This is a genomic window from Pseudomonas sp. S44 (genome assembly GCF_016624805.1).
In the GTDB taxonomy this organism is placed as follows: Bacteria; Pseudomonadota; Gammaproteobacteria; order Pseudomonadales; family Pseudomonadaceae; genus Aquipseudomonas; species Aquipseudomonas machongensis.
On the sequence record NZ_JACVTY010000008.1, the window covers coordinates 50,166 to 67,404 of the forward strand.

At 64.6% G+C, this 17,239-nt stretch carries 14 protein-coding genes; 4 read left to right on the top strand and 10 right to left on the bottom strand.

The window, feature by feature from the left end; all coding sequences use genetic code 11:
- Window positions 1-33 precede the first annotated feature (33 nt).
- Window positions 34-1,287, top strand: coding sequence for a serine hydroxymethyltransferase (glyA, locus tag IAE40_RS08760; RefSeq protein WP_054894053.1), 1,254 nt, complete (start codon window positions 34-36; stop codon window positions 1,285-1,287).
- Window positions 1,288-1,355: 68 nt separating this feature from the next.
- Here the strand turns inward: glyA and yjiA are convergent, their stop codons facing one another.
- The 3 genes from yjiA to IAE40_RS08775 all read right to left on the bottom strand — a co-directional run bounded on the left by yjiA (window position 1,356) and on the right by IAE40_RS08775 (window position 4,688).
- The gene (gene yjiA, locus IAE40_RS08765) at window positions 1,356-2,330 is read right to left on the bottom strand and encodes a GTPase (RefSeq protein WP_200603027.1); all 975 of its coding nucleotides are present in this window, start codon (window positions 2,328-2,330) and stop codon (window positions 1,356-1,358) included.
- A gap of 80 nt (window positions 2,331-2,410) precedes the next feature.
- Window positions 2,411-2,608, bottom strand: coding sequence for a YbdD/YjiX family protein (locus IAE40_RS08770; RefSeq protein WP_054894051.1), 198 nt, complete (start codon window positions 2,606-2,608; stop codon window positions 2,411-2,413).
- A gap of 13 nt (window positions 2,609-2,621) precedes the next feature.
- The gene (locus IAE40_RS08775; protein WP_063546133.1) at window positions 2,622-4,688 is read right to left on the bottom strand and encodes a carbon starvation CstA family protein; all 2,067 of its coding nucleotides are present in this window, start codon (window positions 4,686-4,688) and stop codon (window positions 2,622-2,624) included.
- A gap of 208 nt (window positions 4,689-4,896) precedes the next feature.
- Between IAE40_RS08775 and IAE40_RS08780 the strand changes: the two genes are divergently transcribed.
- The 3 genes from IAE40_RS08780 (at window position 4,897) to IAE40_RS08790 (ending at window position 7,276) form a co-directional block, all read left to right on the top strand.
- A complete protein-coding gene (locus tag IAE40_RS08780) occupies window positions 4,897-5,037 on the top strand; it encodes a hypothetical protein (protein WP_153774733.1) in 141 nt (46 codons plus the stop codon).
- 86 nt (window positions 5,038-5,123) lie between these two features.
- On the top strand, window positions 5,124-5,498 hold the full coding sequence (locus IAE40_RS08785) for a PilZ domain-containing protein (RefSeq protein ID WP_197893257.1): 375 nt from the start codon (window positions 5,124-5,126) through the stop codon (window positions 5,496-5,498).
- 260 nt (window positions 5,499-5,758) lie between these two features.
- Complete coding sequence (locus IAE40_RS08790; RefSeq protein ID WP_200603028.1) at window positions 5,759-7,276, top strand: nucleobase:cation symporter-2 family protein; 1,518 nt, start codon at window positions 5,759-5,761, stop codon at window positions 7,274-7,276.
- A gap of 50 nt (window positions 7,277-7,326) precedes the next feature.
- Here the strand turns inward: IAE40_RS08790 and IAE40_RS08795 are convergent, their stop codons facing one another.
- The 7 genes from IAE40_RS08795 to IAE40_RS08825 form a co-directional block, all read right to left on the bottom strand.
- The gene (locus IAE40_RS08795; protein ID WP_200603029.1) at window positions 7,327-8,667 is read right to left on the bottom strand and encodes a TolC family outer membrane protein; all 1,341 of its coding nucleotides are present in this window, start codon (window positions 8,665-8,667) and stop codon (window positions 7,327-7,329) included.
- Between the two features lie 4 nt (window positions 8,668-8,671).
- A complete protein-coding gene (locus IAE40_RS08800) occupies window positions 8,672-10,003 on the bottom strand; it encodes an HlyD family type I secretion periplasmic adaptor subunit (protein WP_442797524.1) in 1,332 nt (443 codons plus the stop codon).
- Between the two features lie 17 nt (window positions 10,004-10,020).
- Entirely contained in the window at window positions 10,021-11,787 is a 1,767-nt protein-coding gene (locus IAE40_RS08805) for a type I secretion system permease/ATPase (RefSeq protein ID WP_200603031.1), read from the bottom strand.
- A 162-nt stretch (window positions 11,788-11,949) separates the two neighbouring features.
- Window positions 11,950-12,567 carry a heme acquisition protein HasA gene (locus tag IAE40_RS08810; protein ID WP_153774738.1) on the bottom strand — a complete coding sequence of 206 codons (618 nt, stop codon included), beginning with the start codon at window positions 12,565-12,567 and terminating at the stop codon, window positions 11,950-11,952.
- A gap of 78 nt (window positions 12,568-12,645) precedes the next feature.
- Complete coding sequence (locus IAE40_RS08815) at window positions 12,646-15,309, bottom strand: TonB-dependent receptor (protein ID WP_200603073.1); 2,664 nt, start codon at window positions 15,307-15,309, stop codon at window positions 12,646-12,648.
- Window positions 15,310-15,649: 340 nt separating this feature from the next.
- Entirely contained in the window at window positions 15,650-16,639 is a 990-nt protein-coding gene (locus IAE40_RS08820) for a FecR family protein (RefSeq protein ID WP_200603032.1), read from the bottom strand.
- Window positions 16,640-16,707: 68 nt separating this feature from the next.
- Window positions 16,708-17,211 carry an RNA polymerase sigma factor gene (locus tag IAE40_RS08825; protein ID WP_054894042.1) on the bottom strand — a complete coding sequence of 168 codons (504 nt, stop codon included), beginning with the start codon at window positions 17,209-17,211 and terminating at the stop codon, window positions 16,708-16,710.
- Window positions 17,212-17,239: the final 28 nt, after the last annotated feature.

Genomic DNA, 17,239 nt, shown 5'->3' on the forward strand with positions numbered 1-17,239 from the left:
ATCCCAATTCAGCCCCGATCCTTGAGGACCGCCATGTTCAGCCGTGATTTGACCATTGCCAAGTACGACGCCGAGCTCTTCGAAGCCATGCAGCAAGAAGCCCTGCGCCAGGAAGAGCATATCGAGCTGATCGCTTCGGAAAACTACACCAGCCCAGCGGTCATGGAGGCCCAGGGCTCGGTTCTGACCAACAAATACGCCGAAGGCTACCCAGGCAAGCGCTACTACGGCGGTTGCGAGTACGTCGACGTCGTCGAGCAGCTGGCCATCGACCGCGCCAAGGAACTGTTCGGTGCCGACTACGCCAACGTCCAGCCGCACGCTGGCTCGCAAGCCAACGCTGCTGTCTACCTGGCCCTGCTGTCGGCTGGTGACACCATCCTGGGCATGAGCCTGGCCCACGGCGGTCACCTGACCCACGGCGCCAGCGTCAGCTCCTCGGGCAAGCTGTACAACGCCGTCCAGTACGGCATAGACGGCAACGGCCTGATCGACTACGACGAAGTCGAGCGCCTGGCTGTCGAGCACAAGCCAAAGATGATCGTCGCCGGCTTCTCCGCCTACTCGCAGGTCCTGGACTTCGCCCGCTTCCGCGAAATCGCCGACAAAGTCGGTGCCTACCTGTTCGTCGACATGGCCCACGTCGCAGGCCTGGTCGCCGCTGGCGTCTACCCGAACCCAGTACCATTCGCCGACGTGGTCACCACCACCACCCACAAAACCCTGCGTGGTCCACGTGGTGGCCTGATCCTGGCCCGCGCCAACGCCGACATCGAGAAGAAGCTGAACTCCGCAGTCTTCCCGGGCGCCCAGGGTGGCCCGCTGGAGCACGTCATCGCCGCCAAGGCGATCTGCTTCAAGGAAGCGCTGCAGCCTGAGTTCAAGGCCTACCAGCAGCAAGTGGTGAAGAACGCCCAGGCCATGGCCAGCGTGTTCATCGAGCGTGGCTTCGACGTCGTTTCCGGCGGCACCGAAAACCACCTGTTCCTGCTGTCGCTGATCAAGCAGGAAATCTCGGGCAAGGACGCTGACGCCGCACTGGGCAAAGCCTTCATCACCGTGAACAAGAACTCGGTCCCGAACGACCCACGTTCGCCGTTCGTCACCTCGGGCCTGCGCTTCGGCACCCCAGCCGTCACCACCCGTGGTTTCAAGGAAGCCGAGTGCCGCGAGCTGGCCGGCTGGATCTGCGACATCCTCGCTGACCTGAACAACGAAGCGGTGATCGACGCCGTTCGCGAGAAGGTCAAGGCCATCTGCAAGAAGCTGCCGGTGTACGGCAACTGATTGGCAATCGCCTGATGTGAAAAAGCCCGGCCTTGTGCCGGGCTTTTTGCTGATGTCTTGCAGCCCTGTCAGCCGGCCAAGGCGGCAAAACCCTCGCGTATGCTGTCTTGCGGCAGCTCATCACCGATGAACACCATCACGCTTTCGCGCGCCTCGCCCTCCTTCCACTCGGCATCCCAGTCAAAGCCATACAGCTTGAGCACGCCCTGGAACACCAGCCGGCGGTCCTCGCCTGCGATGTTCAGTACTCCCTTGTAGCGCAGCAATTGCTTGCCGTGCTCTTCCAGCAGCTCGTTCATGAAGTCGCTGAGCCGATCGATATCCAGCGGCTTTTCCGTGCGCAGCACAAGGGTGGAGATACGGTCCGGGGTCGCGGGCTTGAGCACCGGGCGCAGGGTCGGCCTCGGGCTCAGTCCCAAGTCCGGGTTGAGATTGAAACCGCGCACATCGAGCAGCTCGGCCAGGTCGATACGGCCATGCTCGACCACGCGAATCTGTGCACGGCCATTGATCCGTGCCAAACGCTCGCGCAGCGCGTCGACCACGTCTGCTTCGACCAGGTCCGTCTTGCTCAGCAGCAGGCGATCGGCAAACCCGACCTGGGCCTGGGCGATGGTCTGGGTCAGGTGGAACTCGGCATGCTTGGCGTCCACCAGGGTGATGATGCCGTCGAGGATATAGCGCTCGCGCAGCTCCTCGTCAATGAAGAAGGTCTGCGCCACTGGCGCCGGGTCGGCGAGGCCGGTGCACTCGATCACCAGACGATCGAAGGCGATTTCACCGGCATCCAGGCGTTCGAGCAGCAGGTACAGGGCACGGGTGAGGTCGCCATGGATGCTGCAGCACACACAACCGTTGGCCAGGGTCATCACCTGTACCGGTTCGTCGCCCAGCAGCTGGCTGTCGATGCCCGCCTCGCTGAATTCGTTCTCGATCACGGCGATCTTCAGGCCATGCTCGGCCTTGAGCATATGCTTGAGCAGGGTGGTCTTGCCAGCACCGAGAAAGCCAGTGAGCACGGTGACGGGAATGGGGGTATGCACGCGTTTGCCTCCATTGAAGCCGAAAATGACTGTGGGAGCCCGATTGCGCGGGCTCCCACAGGTTCAAGCAGGGTGCAGGTTCAACAGCACTTCGGGCCGGCTTTGCCGCCATAACGAGCTTCCTGGCGCTCCTTGAAGAAGTCCTCGTAGCTCATCACCGGCTTGTCCGGATGTTTGTTCTGCATGTGCTCGACATAGGTGTCGTAGTCGGGCATACCAACCATCAGTCGGGCAGCCTGCCCCAGATACTTACCCAGCCGACCCAGGTCGTTGAACATCGCTGCAATCCTCTCAAGCGTCAGGCAGGGCCTGGAACGGGGTTTCCTTGTCGCTGCGCTCCTTGCGACCCAAGGCGGCGATGCCGACCTTGATGGCGAAGAACAGTACGCTGAACACCACCACCAGGAACAGCACCGTGAGACCGGCGTTGGTGTAGGCGTTGAAGATCACGTGCTGCATCTGGCCGATGTCCTTGGCCGGTGCCAGGACCTGACCGGCATCCAGCGCGGCGCTGTACTTCTTGGCCAGGGCCAGGAAGCCGACCGCAGGGTTCGGGTCGAACAGCTTGATCAGGCCTGCGGTAGTGGTGCAGATCAGCAGCCACAGCGCCGGCAGCAAGGTGACCCAGATATAGCGCTCGCGCTTCATCTTGATCAATACCACGGTGCCGAGCATCAGCGCGATACCGGCCAGCATCTGGTTGGAGATACCGAACAGCGGCCACAAGGTGTTGATACCCCCCAGCGGGTCGATCACGCCCTGGTACAGCAGGTAGCCCCACAGCGCCACGCAACCGGCGGTGCCGATCAGGTTGGCCGTCCACGACTCGGTGCGCTTGAGCGCCGGCACGAAGCTGCCCAGCAGGTCCTGCAGCATGAAGCGCCCGGCACGGGTACCGGCATCCACGGCGGTCAGGATGAACAACGCCTCGAACAGAATCGCGAAGTGGTACCAGAAGGCCATGGTGTTCTCACCCGGCAGTACCTGGTGGAGGATCTGCGCGATCCCCACCGCCAGCGTCGGTGCACCACCGGCACGCGCCAGGATGGTGTGCTCGCCGATGTCACGGGCAGTAGCCTCGAGCTGCTCGGGGGTGATGGTGAAGCCCCAACTGCTGACGGTCTGCGCCACCGACACGACGTCGGCACCGACCACGGCGGCCGGGCTGTTCATGGCGAAGTACACACCCGGCTCGATCACCGAAGCAGCGACCATGGCCATGATGGCGACGAACGACTCCATCAGCATGCCGCCGTAGCCGATGTAGCGGGCGTTGGTTTCGTTGTCCAGCAGCTTGGGCGTGGTGCCCGAGCTGATCAGGGCATGGAAGCCGGACACCGCGCCGCAGGCGATGGTGATGAACAGGAACGGGAACAGGGTGCCCTTCCACACAGGCCCCGTACCGTCGGTGAACTGGGTCAGGGCCGGCATCTTCAGCTCAGGCGCAATGATCAGGATACCGATGGCCAGGCCGATGATGGTGCCGATCTTGAGGAAGGTCGAGAGGTAGTCACGCGGTGCCAGCACCAGCCACACCGGCAACACGGCGGCGACGAAGCCATAGCCGACCAGCATCCAGGTAATCTGCACGCCGGTGAAGGTGAACGCCGGGCCCCACACCGGATCGGCCGCGATCACGCCACCCAGCCAGATCGATGCCAGCAGCAGCACCACGCCGATCAGCGAAATCTCGCCAATGCGACCCGGGCGGATGAAGCGCATGTAGATGCCCATGAACATGGCGATCGGGATGGTCGCCATCACCGTGAACATGCCCCACGGGCTCTCGGCCAGGGCCTTGACCACGATCAGCGCCAGCACCGCGAGGATGATGATCATGATCAGGAAGCAGCCAAACAGGGCGATGGTGCCCGGAATGCGGCCCATTTCCTCACGCACCATGTCGCCCAGCGAACGGCCGTTACGGCGGGTGGAGAGGAACAGGACCATGAAGTCCTGCACGGCCCCTGCCAGTACAACGCCAGCAATCAGCCAGAGCGTACCGGGCAGGTAGCCCATCTGCGCGGCGAGCACCGGACCGACCAGCGGGCCGGCGCCAGCGATGGCGGCGAAATGGTGACCGAAGAGGATGTGCTTGTTGGTCGGGACGTAGTCCAGGCCATCGTTGTTGAGTACCGCCGGGGTAGCCCGGCGCGGATCGAGTTGCATCACCTTGGTGGCGATGAACAGGCTGTAGTAGCGGTAGGCGACCAGGTAGATGGCCACAGCCGCAACCACGATCCACAAGGCGTTGATGGCTTCACCGCGACGCAGGGCGACCACACCCAGCGCACAGGCTCCTATGACTGCCAGCGCCAGCCACGGAATGTGACGTAGCAGGCTGTTATTGTTATTCATGGCATGCTTCCAGCTAAGTGGTTGGAATAGACAGCTCACTGAGTCTAGGGCCTGCTTGCCAGCTTTACCATATCGAATTGCACCCTGCCCGCGCCGCCCTAGAGCGGCGCGGGCAGGGTGCGCAAAGCGACCTGATATTTCTACCAGTTGTGCCGTAGCCCTGGCCGCCCGAATATTTCGACATCGCTGATCAGACAGAGATGTCGCAATGAAGAACCGTATCCGGGCCATACAAATCGGCTTGCTCGTGCTGTTGGCGGCAGGGATTCTGTTCGCGCTGCAGGCCCGCAAGGAGCCGCTGGTCACCCCCACGCCGCGCCAGCACGCAGAACAACCCAGCACCCGGTAGGGCACGCAGGCTGAATCGCATCAGTCGCCGCCAGGCCGCAACAAGCGTGGCTGGTCTATAGTCAGATCAACTGACGAGGATCCGCCATGACCCATCCCTCTGGAACTGACGAGCGCAGGCGCTTCCAGCGCATTGACTTCGACGCCCCCACCGAACTGCGCCAGGGCGACCGGCACTGGCCAGTGAAACTGCTCGACCTGTCGCTCAAAGGCCTGCTGATCGAGCGGCCAGCGCCCTGGGACGCCGACCTGACGCAGGATTTCGATGCGCTCATCCACCTCGACAAAGAGGTCAAAGTCCGCATGCAGGTGGAATTACGCCACGAAGAACCCACTCGGCTGGGTTTCGTCTGCCTCTATATAGACGTTGACTCGATGACCCATCTGCACCGTCTTGTGGAACTGAACCTGGCCGACAGCACCGAAATGATGCGCGAGCTGCGCGAACTTATCGAAGATTGAAATCTTTTAGCTTGCTAAGAACATGACCGACCCGCATTTCCTGCCTACCTAGACAGCTTTTCACGGGCTGCCGAGCTTTTTGTACACACCCTTCTAAATCGCCTTTCCCATGTTGGAACGCTATCTGCATTGCGGTCAGAGACACCGCCCTGCCGGATCTGCGGCTGCCCAGATCAAAATATTGTATACAATTTGTCTGGCAATATTTTGTCGGAGCTGTCTACAGTATCGGCACAACAATAAACAGAGAGCCTGCTCCAATGACTACGTCCACCAGCACGTCTCCTGCCAAGCGCCCCGAGGACGAAAACCTCGGGCTTGGTGCCAACCTGGCTTATGGCCTGCAGCATGTCCTGACCATGTACGGAGGGATCGTCGCCGTGCCACTGATCCTGGGTCAGGCCGCCGGCCTGGCCCCGGCGGAGATCGGCCTGCTGATTGCCGCGTCACTGTTCGCTGGCGGGCTGGCCACGCTGTTGCAGACACTCGGACTACCCTTCTTCGGCTGCCAGTTGCCACTGGTGCAGGGCGTGTCGTTCGCTGGCGTGGCCACCATGGGCGCGATTCTCGGCAGCCAGGGCGGCGGGGGCCTGCCGGCGGTGCTGGGCGCAGTCATGGCAGCATCGCTGATCGGCTTTCTGATCACTCCGGTGTTCTCGCGGATCACCAAGTTCTTCCCGCCGCTGGTGACCGGCATCGTCATCACCACCATCGGCCTGACCCTGATGCCGGTGGCCGCACGCTGGGTGATGGGTGGCAACAGCGCCTCGCCGGAGTTCGGCAGCATGGCCAACATCGGCCTGGCGGCGCTGACCTTCGCCATTGTCCTGCTGCTGAGCAAGCTGGGCAGCGCCAGCATCTCGCGCCTGTCGATCCTCCTGGCCATGGTTGCCGGCACGCTGATCGCCTGGGCACTGGGCATGGCCGATTTCAGCAAGGTCGGCGAAGGCCCGGTGTTCGCCTTCCCTACCCCGTTTCATTTCGGCATGCCGACGTTCCACATCGCGGCGATCCTGTCGATGTGCATCGTGATCATGGTGACCCTGGTGGAGACCTCGGCGGATATCCTCGCGGTCGGTGAGATCATCGACACCAAGGTCGACTCCAAGCGCCTGGGCGACGGCCTGCGCGCCGACATGGCATCGAGCATCCTGGCGCCGATCTTCGGCTCCTTCACCCAGAGCGCGTTCGCCCAGAACGTCGGCCTGGTGGCCGTGACCGGGGTGAAGAGCCGCTACGTGGTGGCCACGGGCGGGGTGATCCTGGTGGTGCTTGGCCTGCTGCCGATCATGGGCCGGATCATCGCCGCAGTACCCACCCCGGTCCTGGGCGGCGCGGGCATCGTGCTGTTCGGCACCGTGGCGGCGAGCGGCATCCGTACCCTGTCGAAGGTGAACTACAAGAACAACGTCAACCTGATCATCGTGGCGGCCTCGCTGGGCTTCGGCATGATCCCCATCGCCGCGCCGAGCTTCTACCATCAATTCCCCAACTGGTTCGAGACCATCTTCCACTCGGGCATCAGCTCGGCGGCGATCATGGCGATCCTGCTGAACCTGATCTTCAACCACTTCAAGGCCGGCAATTCGGACCAGCAGTCGGTGTTTGCCGCGGGGTACGAGCGCACCATCCAGTATTCGGACATCTCGGTGCTGCGCGATGGCGACTACTTCAAGGATGGCAAGCTGTTCGATGCCGATGGCAATGAAGTGCCGGTGATGGACATCGATGAACATGGCGAACAGGTGCTCAGCCGCAAGGCGGTGGCGGAGCACTGACCAGGATGCAAAGCCTGTAGAAGCGGTGCAGCCATCAGGCGGCACCGCTTTCAACCGCGCGCCACGAAGTACCCGTTCAATACCTCCACATCCTTGGCATCCAGTACCCCCGCCAAGTAGCGCAACTGCACCCAGGCCCGCAGGTACTCATGCCGGGCCTGGGCCAGATCACGCCGCGCCCCGTACAGTTGCTGCTCGGCATCGAGCACATCGAGGTTGACCCGCTCTCCCCCCTGCACGCTGCGCCGAGTCGCCTCGACCAACGCACTGGCAGCATTCACCGCCATCCCGTAGGCGCGGATCTTCGCGGTGCTGCTGGCGCACAGGTTGAACTGGCGACGCAACTGATTGAGCGTGTCGCTGACCTGCGCATCGACCTGGAACTGCAAGCCATCTCGCTCCGCCTGTGCCTGGCGCACCCGCGCCGATACACCGCCACCGGCGAACAGCGGCACACTCAACTGAATCCCGACACTGTCAGTGTCATAGCGCTGGTTGTAGGTGCTTTCCGAGCTCGAACTGGAAATGCCCTTGCTCACGTAGGCACTCAAGCTCGGCAGGTGCCCCGCACGCTGACGCTCCACACCTTGGTCAGCGACATCCAGGGCATGCCGCTGGCTGGCCAGCTCGGCGTTATTCGCCACAGCCAGGTCGCGCCAGGGCTCGAAGCGCGCCGGTATCAGCGGCTGCACGGCGAGTGACGGCAACATCGGCGCAAGGTCTTCGGCGCTCATCGCCTCGCCGGTGATCGCCTGCAGGCTGCGCAGCGCCGCGTCGAGGTTGTCGCCGGCCTCGATTTCCTGGGCCTGGGCCAATTCGTAGCGGGCACGGGTCTCCAGCACGTCGGTGCGGGTGCCCTCGCCATTCTTGAGCAGGCGCTCGTTGAGCTGCAGTTGTTCGGCGTAGGTGCGCCGCTGGGCCTGGGCCAGGGCAATCTGCTCGTCGGCGAACAATGCTTCGCTGTAGGCCGAGAACACCCGCACCATCATTTCCTGGCCGCGACCGCGCAGGCGCTCGTCGGCCAGCGCAGCCTGGGCCACGCCTCGGCGATAGTCGCTCCACACGGCGTAATCGAACAACGGCTGCTGCAAGGTCAGGGTCGAGCTGTAGCTACGGTAATCGCGCTGGCTGGTGACATCACCGAGCTGGCTGCGCTGGGTCACCTCCGAGTCGTTGCGGGCACGGTTGTAGCGGTAGGAAAGATTCGGCAACAGCCCCGCGCGACCGATGGCGAGGTTCTCGACACCCGCGTCGCGCTCGGCGATTGCCGCGCGCAGGGTCGGATCGTTGCGCAGGGCCAGGGCATAGGCATCGCTCAGGTCCAGGGCTTGCGCTGGCAATACCAGGCCCGACAACACGCCCGACAATACAGTGGGCAACAACAGGCGCATCGGCTCACTCCTCGCTCAGGGCGATATGCACCCGGTCGGCCAACGGCTTCAACAGGTAGCTGAGCAGCGAGCGCTCGCCACTGCGCACGAAAGCTTCCACCGGCATACCGGGGCGAATATCCAGCCCGGCGAGCTGCCGCGCGCCCTCGTCGCTGACCTTGATGCGCACCTGGTAATACGGCTGCTGGGTCTTTTCATCGAGCAGGCGGTCCGCCGAGACCAGGCTTACCTCACCTGCCACCCGTGGCGTGGTGCTCTGGTTGAAAGCGACGAACAGCAATTCCACCGGCAAGCCCGGTCGCAAGCGATCGACCAGCTCCACCGGCGCCCGAGCATCGACCAGCAACGGCGCATCGCTGGGGACGATTTCCATCAACTGCTGACCGCGCGCGATCACCCCGCCGTTGGTGAACACACTCAAGCCCACCACGGTACCGGCGACCGGCGCACGCACCTGGGTGTGGGCCAGGTCGAACTCGGCGCTGCGCAGGCGATTGCCCAGGTCCTCGGCGCTGGCCTGGGACTCGCTCAACTGCTGGCGCACCTCGTTCTGGAATTCCTGACGGCGCTGGCTGGCACGCAGTTTCAGCTCATGGACCTGGCGCCGGGTGCGACCGATATTGCCAAGGTCTTCGGCAATCGAGCCGTTGACCTGCGCCAGCAGGCGCTCGCTGTCGAGCAGACGGTTGCGCGGAATGTAGCCGTCACGGGCCAGCTCGCGCAGGCCGCGCAGTTGCTCGTCCAGCGCCTCGCGCTGAGCCTGCTTGCTGCTCAGCGAGCCTTGCAGGCCACTGAGCGACGCCTCGGCCCCGGCGATACTCTCGCTCAAACCCGCCAATTCCAGCTCCAGCGCCTGGGCGCGGCTGCTGCGCAGTTGTCGCTGGGTCTCCAGCACAGTCGCCACCCAGGGCGTGGCGGCCTCCTCGAGCAGATCGGCGGCAAAGGTCACGCCGGGCGCTGAATCGCGCTCAGCCAGCAGCCGTGCCTCCATGGCCCGCGCATTCACGTACTGTACCTGCAACGAACCGCGCTGGGCCTGGGCCTGTGTCGGGTCGAGGCTGAGCAGCACCTGGCCTGCCTGGACCTGATCGCCGTCGCGCACTGCAAGCTGCCCGATCACTCCACCCGTGGGGTGCTGGACCGCTTGCCGACTGCCAGCCACCACCACATTGCCGCTGACCGGCACGCCCTTGTCCAGCGGCGCCAGCGCGGCCCACAACAGGAAGCCGCCAAAGCCCGCCAGCACCAGCCAGCGCCCGGCCTTCGCCGGGCCTCGCGCATCGTCGCACAGGTGATGAACCTTGTCAGACGCAGCGCCAGACGCGGGGGTAAACATCGGGTGCACACTCATGCTCAAGATCTCTGGCCGCCCTGGTTGAAGCTGTAGGTCACGCCGCTACGCGCCGCTGTTGGTGGTGGTGCGACACTGGCAGCTGCAGGACGGGCCGCAGCCTGAAGTACCCGTGCGGTCGGGCCGAACTGCTGGATCACGCCGCCGTGCAGCACCAGCAGCTTGTCCAGCCCCAGCAGCAGGCTCGACTTGTGGCTGATCATCACCAGCGTGCGCCCGCGCGCCTTGAGCTCGGCGAGCGCCGCCAGCAAGGCGCGCTCGCCGGCCTCGTCGAGGCTGGCGTTGGGTTCGTCGAGCACCACCAGCGCAGGCAAGCGATACAGCGCCCGGGCCAGGCCGATCCTTTGCCGCTGCCCACCGGACAGCCCCGCGCCACCTTCGCCCAGCAGCGTGTCGTAGCCCTGCGGCAGTTGCAGGATCAGCTCGTGCACACCGGCCAACTGCGCCGCTGCGACCACCTCCGAGGCGTCCACCGGGCCAAGCCGGGCGATGTTGTCGGCAATGCTGCCGGCAAACAGTTGCACATCCTGCGGCAGGTAGCCGATGTGCTCGCCGAGCGCCTGGCGATCCCACTGGGCCAGCGCCGCACCGTCGAGGCAGACCTTGCCCGACTCAGGGTTCGCAGCCCCTACCAACAGGCGGGCCAGGGTCGATTTTCCAGACCCCGAGGCACCGATCAGCCCCAGCGACTCACCGGCCGCCAGCTCGAAATCGATACCACTCAGGCAGACCCGCTGCCCGCCAGGCACCCGGGCATGCAACTGCTCGACCCGCAGCCGCCCCTGTGGCGCAGGCAGCGGCATCGCACTGGCCAACGGTGGATAACGGCGCAACAGCAAGCCCAGGCGTTCTGCGCTCTGGCGCGCTGAACCCCACTGGCGCCACACGCCAATCAACTGATCGATCGGCGCCAGCACCCGCGCCATGAGGATGGAACCGGCGATCATCATCCCCGGACTGATCAGGTGCTCCAGGGCCAGCCAGGCCCCCAGCCCCAACACCAGCGACTGCAATGCCAGGCGTACGCTCTTGGACACCGCGGTGATCGCCGCGCTGCGCTCGCTGCCCAGGTTCTGCCGGGCCAGGAAGCCATGGTGCAGCAGGCTCCAACGCTGGCGTACGGCACCGAGCATGCCCATGGCAGCGATCGCCTCGGCATTGCCCAAGTTGCCCGACGCCTGCTGCATCGCCTGCTGCGACAGCCGCCCGGCCTCGATGAACTCGCCATGGGTGAGGCGCTCGTTGAGCCAGGCAAGCCCGGCCAGCAGCAGCGCCCCGACCACCGCCAGCAGGCCCAGCCACGGGCTGAACAGGAAGATCACCAGCAGGTACAGCGGAAACCACGGCGCATCGAAGAAGGCGAACAACGCCTGGCCGGTGGCGAACTGGCGCAACTGGGTCAGGTCGCCCAGGGCCTGCTGGGCGCTACCTTTGTGCCCGTCGAGGCTAGCCTGGTATGCGGCATCGAACACCCGAGGGTTGAGTTGCAGGTCCATGCGCGTGCCCAGGCGGATCACTACCAGGCTGCGCAGCCATTCCAGCACGCCCATGAAGGCGAACAGGCCCAGCACCATCAGGCTGAGCATCAGCAAGGTCATCTCGTTGCCCGACGACAGCACGCGGTCGTAGACCTGCAGCATGTACAGCGCCGGCGCCAGCATCAGCACGTTGGCCACGGCGGTGAACAGGGCGATGTTGCCCAGCCCACCCCGGCAGGACTTGAGGGCCTGCCACAGTTCATCGGCGGCGGCGTTGCGCGGTGTACTCATCGCTGACCTCGAAAGGCGAGGCGGCGTCGCCATTGACCTGGCAGCCGCCACCTCGCAGAATTTCGCGGCACCCCGGCCTGGGCCCGACAAGACACGGGCCAGGGTGCATGCAACAGGGCCAATGACGGAGCGATCTGCCATTGGCCTTTTTCATGCCTGGCGTCAGGCAGCCAGGGCCAGGTCTTCAGGCAGCGCCTGGATACCCACGGCTTCGGCAGCCGCAACACTCGAAGCACCGCCACTCAGTGCCGCGGCAATGGCGTCGAAGGTGCTGTCGGTCGAAACGCCGTAGCTGGCCAGCAGGTTGTCCAGCACGCCTTCCAGCGCCGAGGTGTTGCCCTGCATCAGGCCGTAGATCACGCCCTGTACTTCGTTGCCGGCACGACCGGCACCCAGCGCGGCATCCAGGTCCAGGCCGTTGAAGCTGACCACGTAGTTGCTCAGGCTGAAATCGCTGCCGCCGCCACCGCCGAGCACTTCGCCCAGGCTGACGTTGTCCAGCGAACCCCACAGGTAGTGGTTCAGGTTGTCGCCCGGCGCCTTCAGCGGATCGAAGACGTAGTGCAGGCCGTTGGAGGTGTCGGAGTCGGCGATGAAGGCGTAGTCCGAACCGTTGGCGCCGTGGGTGGCGTACTGGTCGCCATCACGGCTGCCGTTGCTGAAGCCGCCGGTGTTGCTGTAGCCGTGACCGGCAGTGACGAAACCTGCGCTCCAGAAGGCCAGGTAGTCGTCGACGGTGGCGCTGCCGAATGCTGGATCGTAGGTGACGGAAATAGTCATGACGGTTCCTCTGTGCTGCTTGGTTTGAACGAAGGCGTCTTGCCCTCGTGTTGCCCGGAGTGGGCGAACGCGGGTGTTTCAGAATCGGTATTCGAGCATGCCGCTCAGGGTCCGGCCGCGGGCCAGGGACAGGTTGTTGACGTCGCCCATGGCGACGAAATAGGCCTCGTCGGTGGCGTTCTCCAACGACAGCGCAAGGTTCAGGCTGGGGGTCATCCAGTAGCTGGCGTACAGGTCGTAGACCTTGTATTTGGGCCACATGGCCTGGTCGATCTGGCTGTAGCCGTGGGTGTCGAGGTTCTTGCCGTTGCCCTCGCTGTAGCGCAGGCGCATGCCGACATCCAGGGTCTTGTCGAGAAAACGCATGCCCAGGGTCAGCGAGCCACGGTCGGCCGGCATATAGGAGGCGTTGCCCATGATGTCGCCGCAACTGACGCGGTTGTTCTCGGTGGCATTGGCTTCGGCGCGCGAGACCCGCACCGGCAGCATGATGATGCGGCTGCCAACCTGCACCGGGCGCAGCACGGTACCGGCACTGACCAGTTGCTGGGCGCCGCCGAGGTAGAACTGGTTGGAGCAGAAGTCGTTGCTGCCGATCATGTGGGTGTAGCTGAGCTGGCCGTAGTAATCGCCGGCGTCATAGTCCAGGCTGTATTCCACGCCACGAAACTGTGTGGTCTCGAGGTTGTTCTGGTACACCGAGCGGCCCAGGGCGATGCCCGATACGCTGGAGCCCGGCAGGCTGGCGTTGGTGTCGAGAAACGAGAAGTTGTCGATACGGGTGTCGAAGTAGGCGATCTTGGCGGCGAAGCGGTCGCCACTGCGCAGCAGCGACTCCTTGAAGATGTTCAGCCCCAGCTCCCAGTTGTGCGATTCCTCGGCCTTGAGGAAGGGGTTGGGATAGACCATCTCGTTGCCCCCGCCATGCGGGCGGCCGCTCATGTACGCCTCGGTCACCGCCGGCGGACGCCAGCCACGGCCCCAGCGGGTATAGACCTGCAGCCAGTCCAGCCCCGGCTTCACGGCGATGCCGAAGGTCGGCGAGAAGCGGCCTTCTTCGCGGTCTTCCTCGAACAGCAGGTCGGTGCGCTGACGGCGCAGGTTGGTCTCGGTGACACCCTCGGGGTACATCCAGGTCGTGACGCCGGTCTTGCCGGTCAGGCGATAGCGGTCATAGCGCAGCCCGGCATCGACCACCAGCCAGTCGTCATGTTCGTAGCTGAGGTTGCCGAACAAGCTGGCCATGACCCGCTTGCCCTTGGGATTCGCGCCCTGCACGTAAGGCAGCGACTCGGTTTCGTTGACCGCGGCGACGCGGTTGGTGCTGGGGCGGAAGGTGTCCTGGAAAGCCTCGCTGCCATAGTTGAACGTGAGGCTGTCGACCTGGAACAGATGCCAGCGCGAGGTGTTCTGCAACTGCAGGCCCCAGGTGTCGGTCTGGTAGCGATCGGTGTAGTCCTCGACACGGTTGCCGCTGTTCTCGGAGGAGGCGTTGTTGGCGTTCCAGCGATCCTGCCGGGTGGTGACGTAGTAGAGCTTGGCCTTGAAGTCGATCAGCTCGTTGGGATTGAAGCTGTAGTCCAGGGCCGCGTTCCTGGCGTTGATGTCGTTGGTGCCAGTGACGCGGTAGTAGTAGTCGTGGCTGCCGGAGTCCTTTACCGTCCAGGCGTCCTTGCTGTCGGTGTCGGTCTCGAAGTAGCTGAACTGCAGACGCTGCTCATCGGGCAGGTTCAGGCCGAGCTTGAAGATCTGCGAGCGGGTCACGCTGTCCATGCCGCCGACCTCGCCGTTGAGCCAGCTCTTCCAGGCCTGACGGTCTTCGAGCTTGCCGCGCATTTGGGTGCCTAGGTTGCCGGCGCTCTGCGTACCACTGCGGTAGTCGCCGAAATGCCGTTCGCTGTGGCCGACCAGGATGTCGCCGACTTCGTTGCCCACGGCGAACAGCGCACTGCCGTTGAAGTAGGTGCCGTTGCCCAGCTCGCCGATACCGTGCCCGGCGCGCAGGCGGCCGCCGATTTCCTTGCCAGGGGCAAGCAGGTCGCGCGCGTCGAGGGTGGCGAAGCTGGCGATCCCGCCGATCACCCCGGCGCCGCCCATGCCGGCGGAGGTGCCCTTGTCGATCTCGACGTTCTGCACGAACTCGGGGTCGATGAACATCACGCCGTTGCGCTGCTGGTGGCCATTGACGCTGAAGTTCTGGCGCATGCCATCGATGTTCATGTTGACCCGGCCATAGTCCTGCACGCCGCGAATGTTCACGGAGAGCCCGGGGTCGCGCTGGTTGACCGCGGTGTATACCCCGGCGGTCTGCTCGAGCATGTCGGCGGCGTGGCGCGGCGGGCGCTGGTCGATCTGCTTGCGCGTGACGACGCTGACCGAGCGCGGGGTCATGTAGACCCAGTCGCCGTCACGGGTCGACTCGACATGCGTAGCCCCCAGCTCCAGCGCCGGGCCATCGGCCTCCACCCGCTCCAGCCCTACCTGGCCGGCGGCACTGAAGCGATAGCGTACCGGGGTGCCCTGCAGCAGTTGGCGCAGGCCGTCTTCAGCAGCATGCGCGCCGTGCAGACCGGCGCTGTTGAGCCCGGCCAGCTTGCGGCTGTCGAAGAACACCTGCACGCCCGACTGCTCGGCGTAGGCCAGTACGGCACTGTCGAGGGCCTGGGCCGGGATGTCGAACTGGATCATCTGGCGGCTGGCGGCATTGGTCGCTGGCGCGGCGTGTGCCATGCCGATCCCCATCGGCAAGGCACAGGTGCCCAGGACCAGGCTGCTGGCCAGGGCGAGGCGACCGAAAGGTCGAAGGGTCTGTTGTCGTGGCGTGGTCACTGCGAAGGCTCGTCTGTTGTTGGCGTTTTCTAGTAATGAAAATCAATCTCAACAATCAGACGTGCGGGGATGGAAAAGTCAGTAAGGGGAAATGAAAAAAAGATTTTGCGGGGGCTGAAGGGGGCGCGCTCACTGGCATGGCTGGTGCCGTCCACCGTGGTGTTCTTTTCGCGGGCAAGCCCGCTCCTACAGAAATCAGTGGAGTACCTGTAGGAGCGGGCTTGCCCGCGAAAAGAACACCACCGAGCAAAGATCAGTAGATCAAGGTCAACCCAGGCAGCTCGAGCCGCTGCGCCTGCAGCTCATCGCTCAACACTCCGCCAACCGCCGCCAGCTGGTCAAGGCGAAACACTCCGCTTACCTCGCGCTGCGCCAACTGCGAATCCACCACCATCAAGCGCCCCGGACGATAGCGGTTGAGCCGCGCCACCACCTCGGCCAGCGGCTGACGCTCGAACACCAGCACCCCACGCTCCCAGTCGGTGGCGCGCTGCAGATTCTGCTCCGGCCAGGGCCTCACACCACTGGCGTGGTCATAACGCACGCTCTGCCCCTGCTCGACCACCTGATCGGTACGGCCACGCGCTGGCGGTGTCAGCAGATCGACGGCCACGCGGTGTTCGAGCATCCCGACCCAACCGCCCTCGCCCGCCTGCCCCACCACGAAGCGCGTGCCCAGCGCGCGAGTGGTCGCCCCGGCATACTCGACCACGAAGGGTCTGCGCTCCTGCGCCGACACCGGCGCGGCGCTGAACACCGCCTCCCCCGCCAGCAGGCGCACACGCCGCTCGCGGTCGTCGAAGGCCAGGGTGATGGCGCTGCGGCTGTCCAGGTCGACCTGGCTGCCATCAGGCAACGTCACGCGGCGAACTTCGCCGGCCGCGGTGATGTAGTCCGCACGCCAGTCCAGCAGCAACTGCGGCGCCTGCGCGACACCAAAGGCCAGCACCAGCAGTGCAGCCACGCCGGTCATCGCCCGGCGCAGGCGCGAACGGCGAGGCACTGGCCGGGCCAGCGTGGAGGGCGATGCGCGGCGCACAGGCGGCGCGATCTGCCCCAAGGCCCCCAGATCGGCCCAGGTCGTGCGGGCGAACTCATAGGCCTGGGCATGCCGCGGATCGGCGGCGCACCACTGCTCCAGCGCCCGCTGCTGCTCATCGCTCAAGGGGCCGGCACTGTCGCGCACCGCCCACTCGGCGGCCTGCTCGCGAATCGCTTGCTCGGGCTGGTTCTCGCTGCTCACACGGTTCTCTCGCGATCTGGTTATGTCTGGGCTGACGTCTGAAGGGGCAATTGTCAGTAAACCGCTCGTCATCCACCGTCCTGCAGGCACTGCATCACATAGGCCAGGGCCTTGGCCAGATGCTTCTGCACGGAGCTGTCGGAAATCCCCAGGTGGCGGGCGACCTCGGCGTGGGTCATGCCTTCCAGGCGGTTGAGGCGGAACACCTGCTGGGTGCGCTCGGGAAGCTCTTCAAGCATCGCTTGCAGGCGCCGCAGATGCTGCTCGCGCGCCGCCTGCTCCTCAAGCCCGGGGCGTTCTTCGACGATGCCTTCGAGAGCCTCGTGGGGCACCGGGTCGGTCTTGCGCCGCTGTTGCTGGCGCAGGTGGTCGATCATCAGGTTGTGCGCCGTGCGGTACAGGTAGCCCGGCGTGTTTTCGATGGTTTCCTGGCGCTGCTGTTCGGCCAGGCGCAGGAAACTTTCCTGCACCAGATCGGCAGCGAGCTGCGGATCGCGCACCTTGCGCGTCAGCAGCCCCTGCAGGGTTTTCGCATGCTTGATGAACAAGCGCTTGAGGTCGGACTCCGCCACACGCACTCCAGCTGGTGGTCGCAAGGTG

Bases quoted from the DNA above. Each gene is read 5' to 3' on its own strand.
- glyA (WP_054894053.1), top strand. From the start codon at position 34: ATGTTCAGCCGTGATTTGACCATTGCCAAGTACGACGCCGAGCTCTTC.
- IAE40_RS08770 (WP_054894051.1), bottom strand. From the start codon at position 2,608: ATGTTCAACGACCTGGGTCGGCTGGGTAAGTATCTGGGGCAGGCTGCC.
- IAE40_RS08775 (WP_063546133.1), bottom strand. From the start codon at position 4,688: ATGAATAACAATAACAGCCTGCTACGTCACATTCCGTGGCTGGCGCTG.
- IAE40_RS08780 (WP_153774733.1), top strand. From the start codon at position 4,897: ATGAAGAACCGTATCCGGGCCATACAAATCGGCTTGCTCGTGCTGTTG.
- IAE40_RS08785 (WP_197893257.1), top strand. From the start codon at position 5,124: ATGACCCATCCCTCTGGAACTGACGAGCGCAGGCGCTTCCAGCGCATT.
- IAE40_RS08790 (WP_200603028.1), top strand. From the start codon at position 5,759: ATGACTACGTCCACCAGCACGTCTCCTGCCAAGCGCCCCGAGGACGAA.
- IAE40_RS08795 (WP_200603029.1), bottom strand. From the start codon at position 8,667: ATGCGCCTGTTGTTGCCCACTGTATTGTCGGGCGTGTTGTCGGGCCTG.
- IAE40_RS08800 (WP_442797524.1), bottom strand. From the start codon at position 10,003: ATGTTTACCCCCGCGTCTGGCGCTGCGTCTGACAAGGTTCATCACCTG.
- IAE40_RS08805 (WP_200603031.1), bottom strand. From the start codon at position 11,787: ATGAGTACACCGCGCAACGCCGCCGCCGATGAACTGTGGCAGGCCCTC.
- IAE40_RS08810 (WP_153774738.1), bottom strand. From the start codon at position 12,567: ATGACTATTTCCGTCACCTACGATCCAGCATTCGGCAGCGCCACCGTC.
- IAE40_RS08815 (WP_200603073.1), bottom strand. From the start codon at position 15,309: ATGGGGATCGGCATGGCACACGCCGCGCCAGCGACCAATGCCGCCAGC.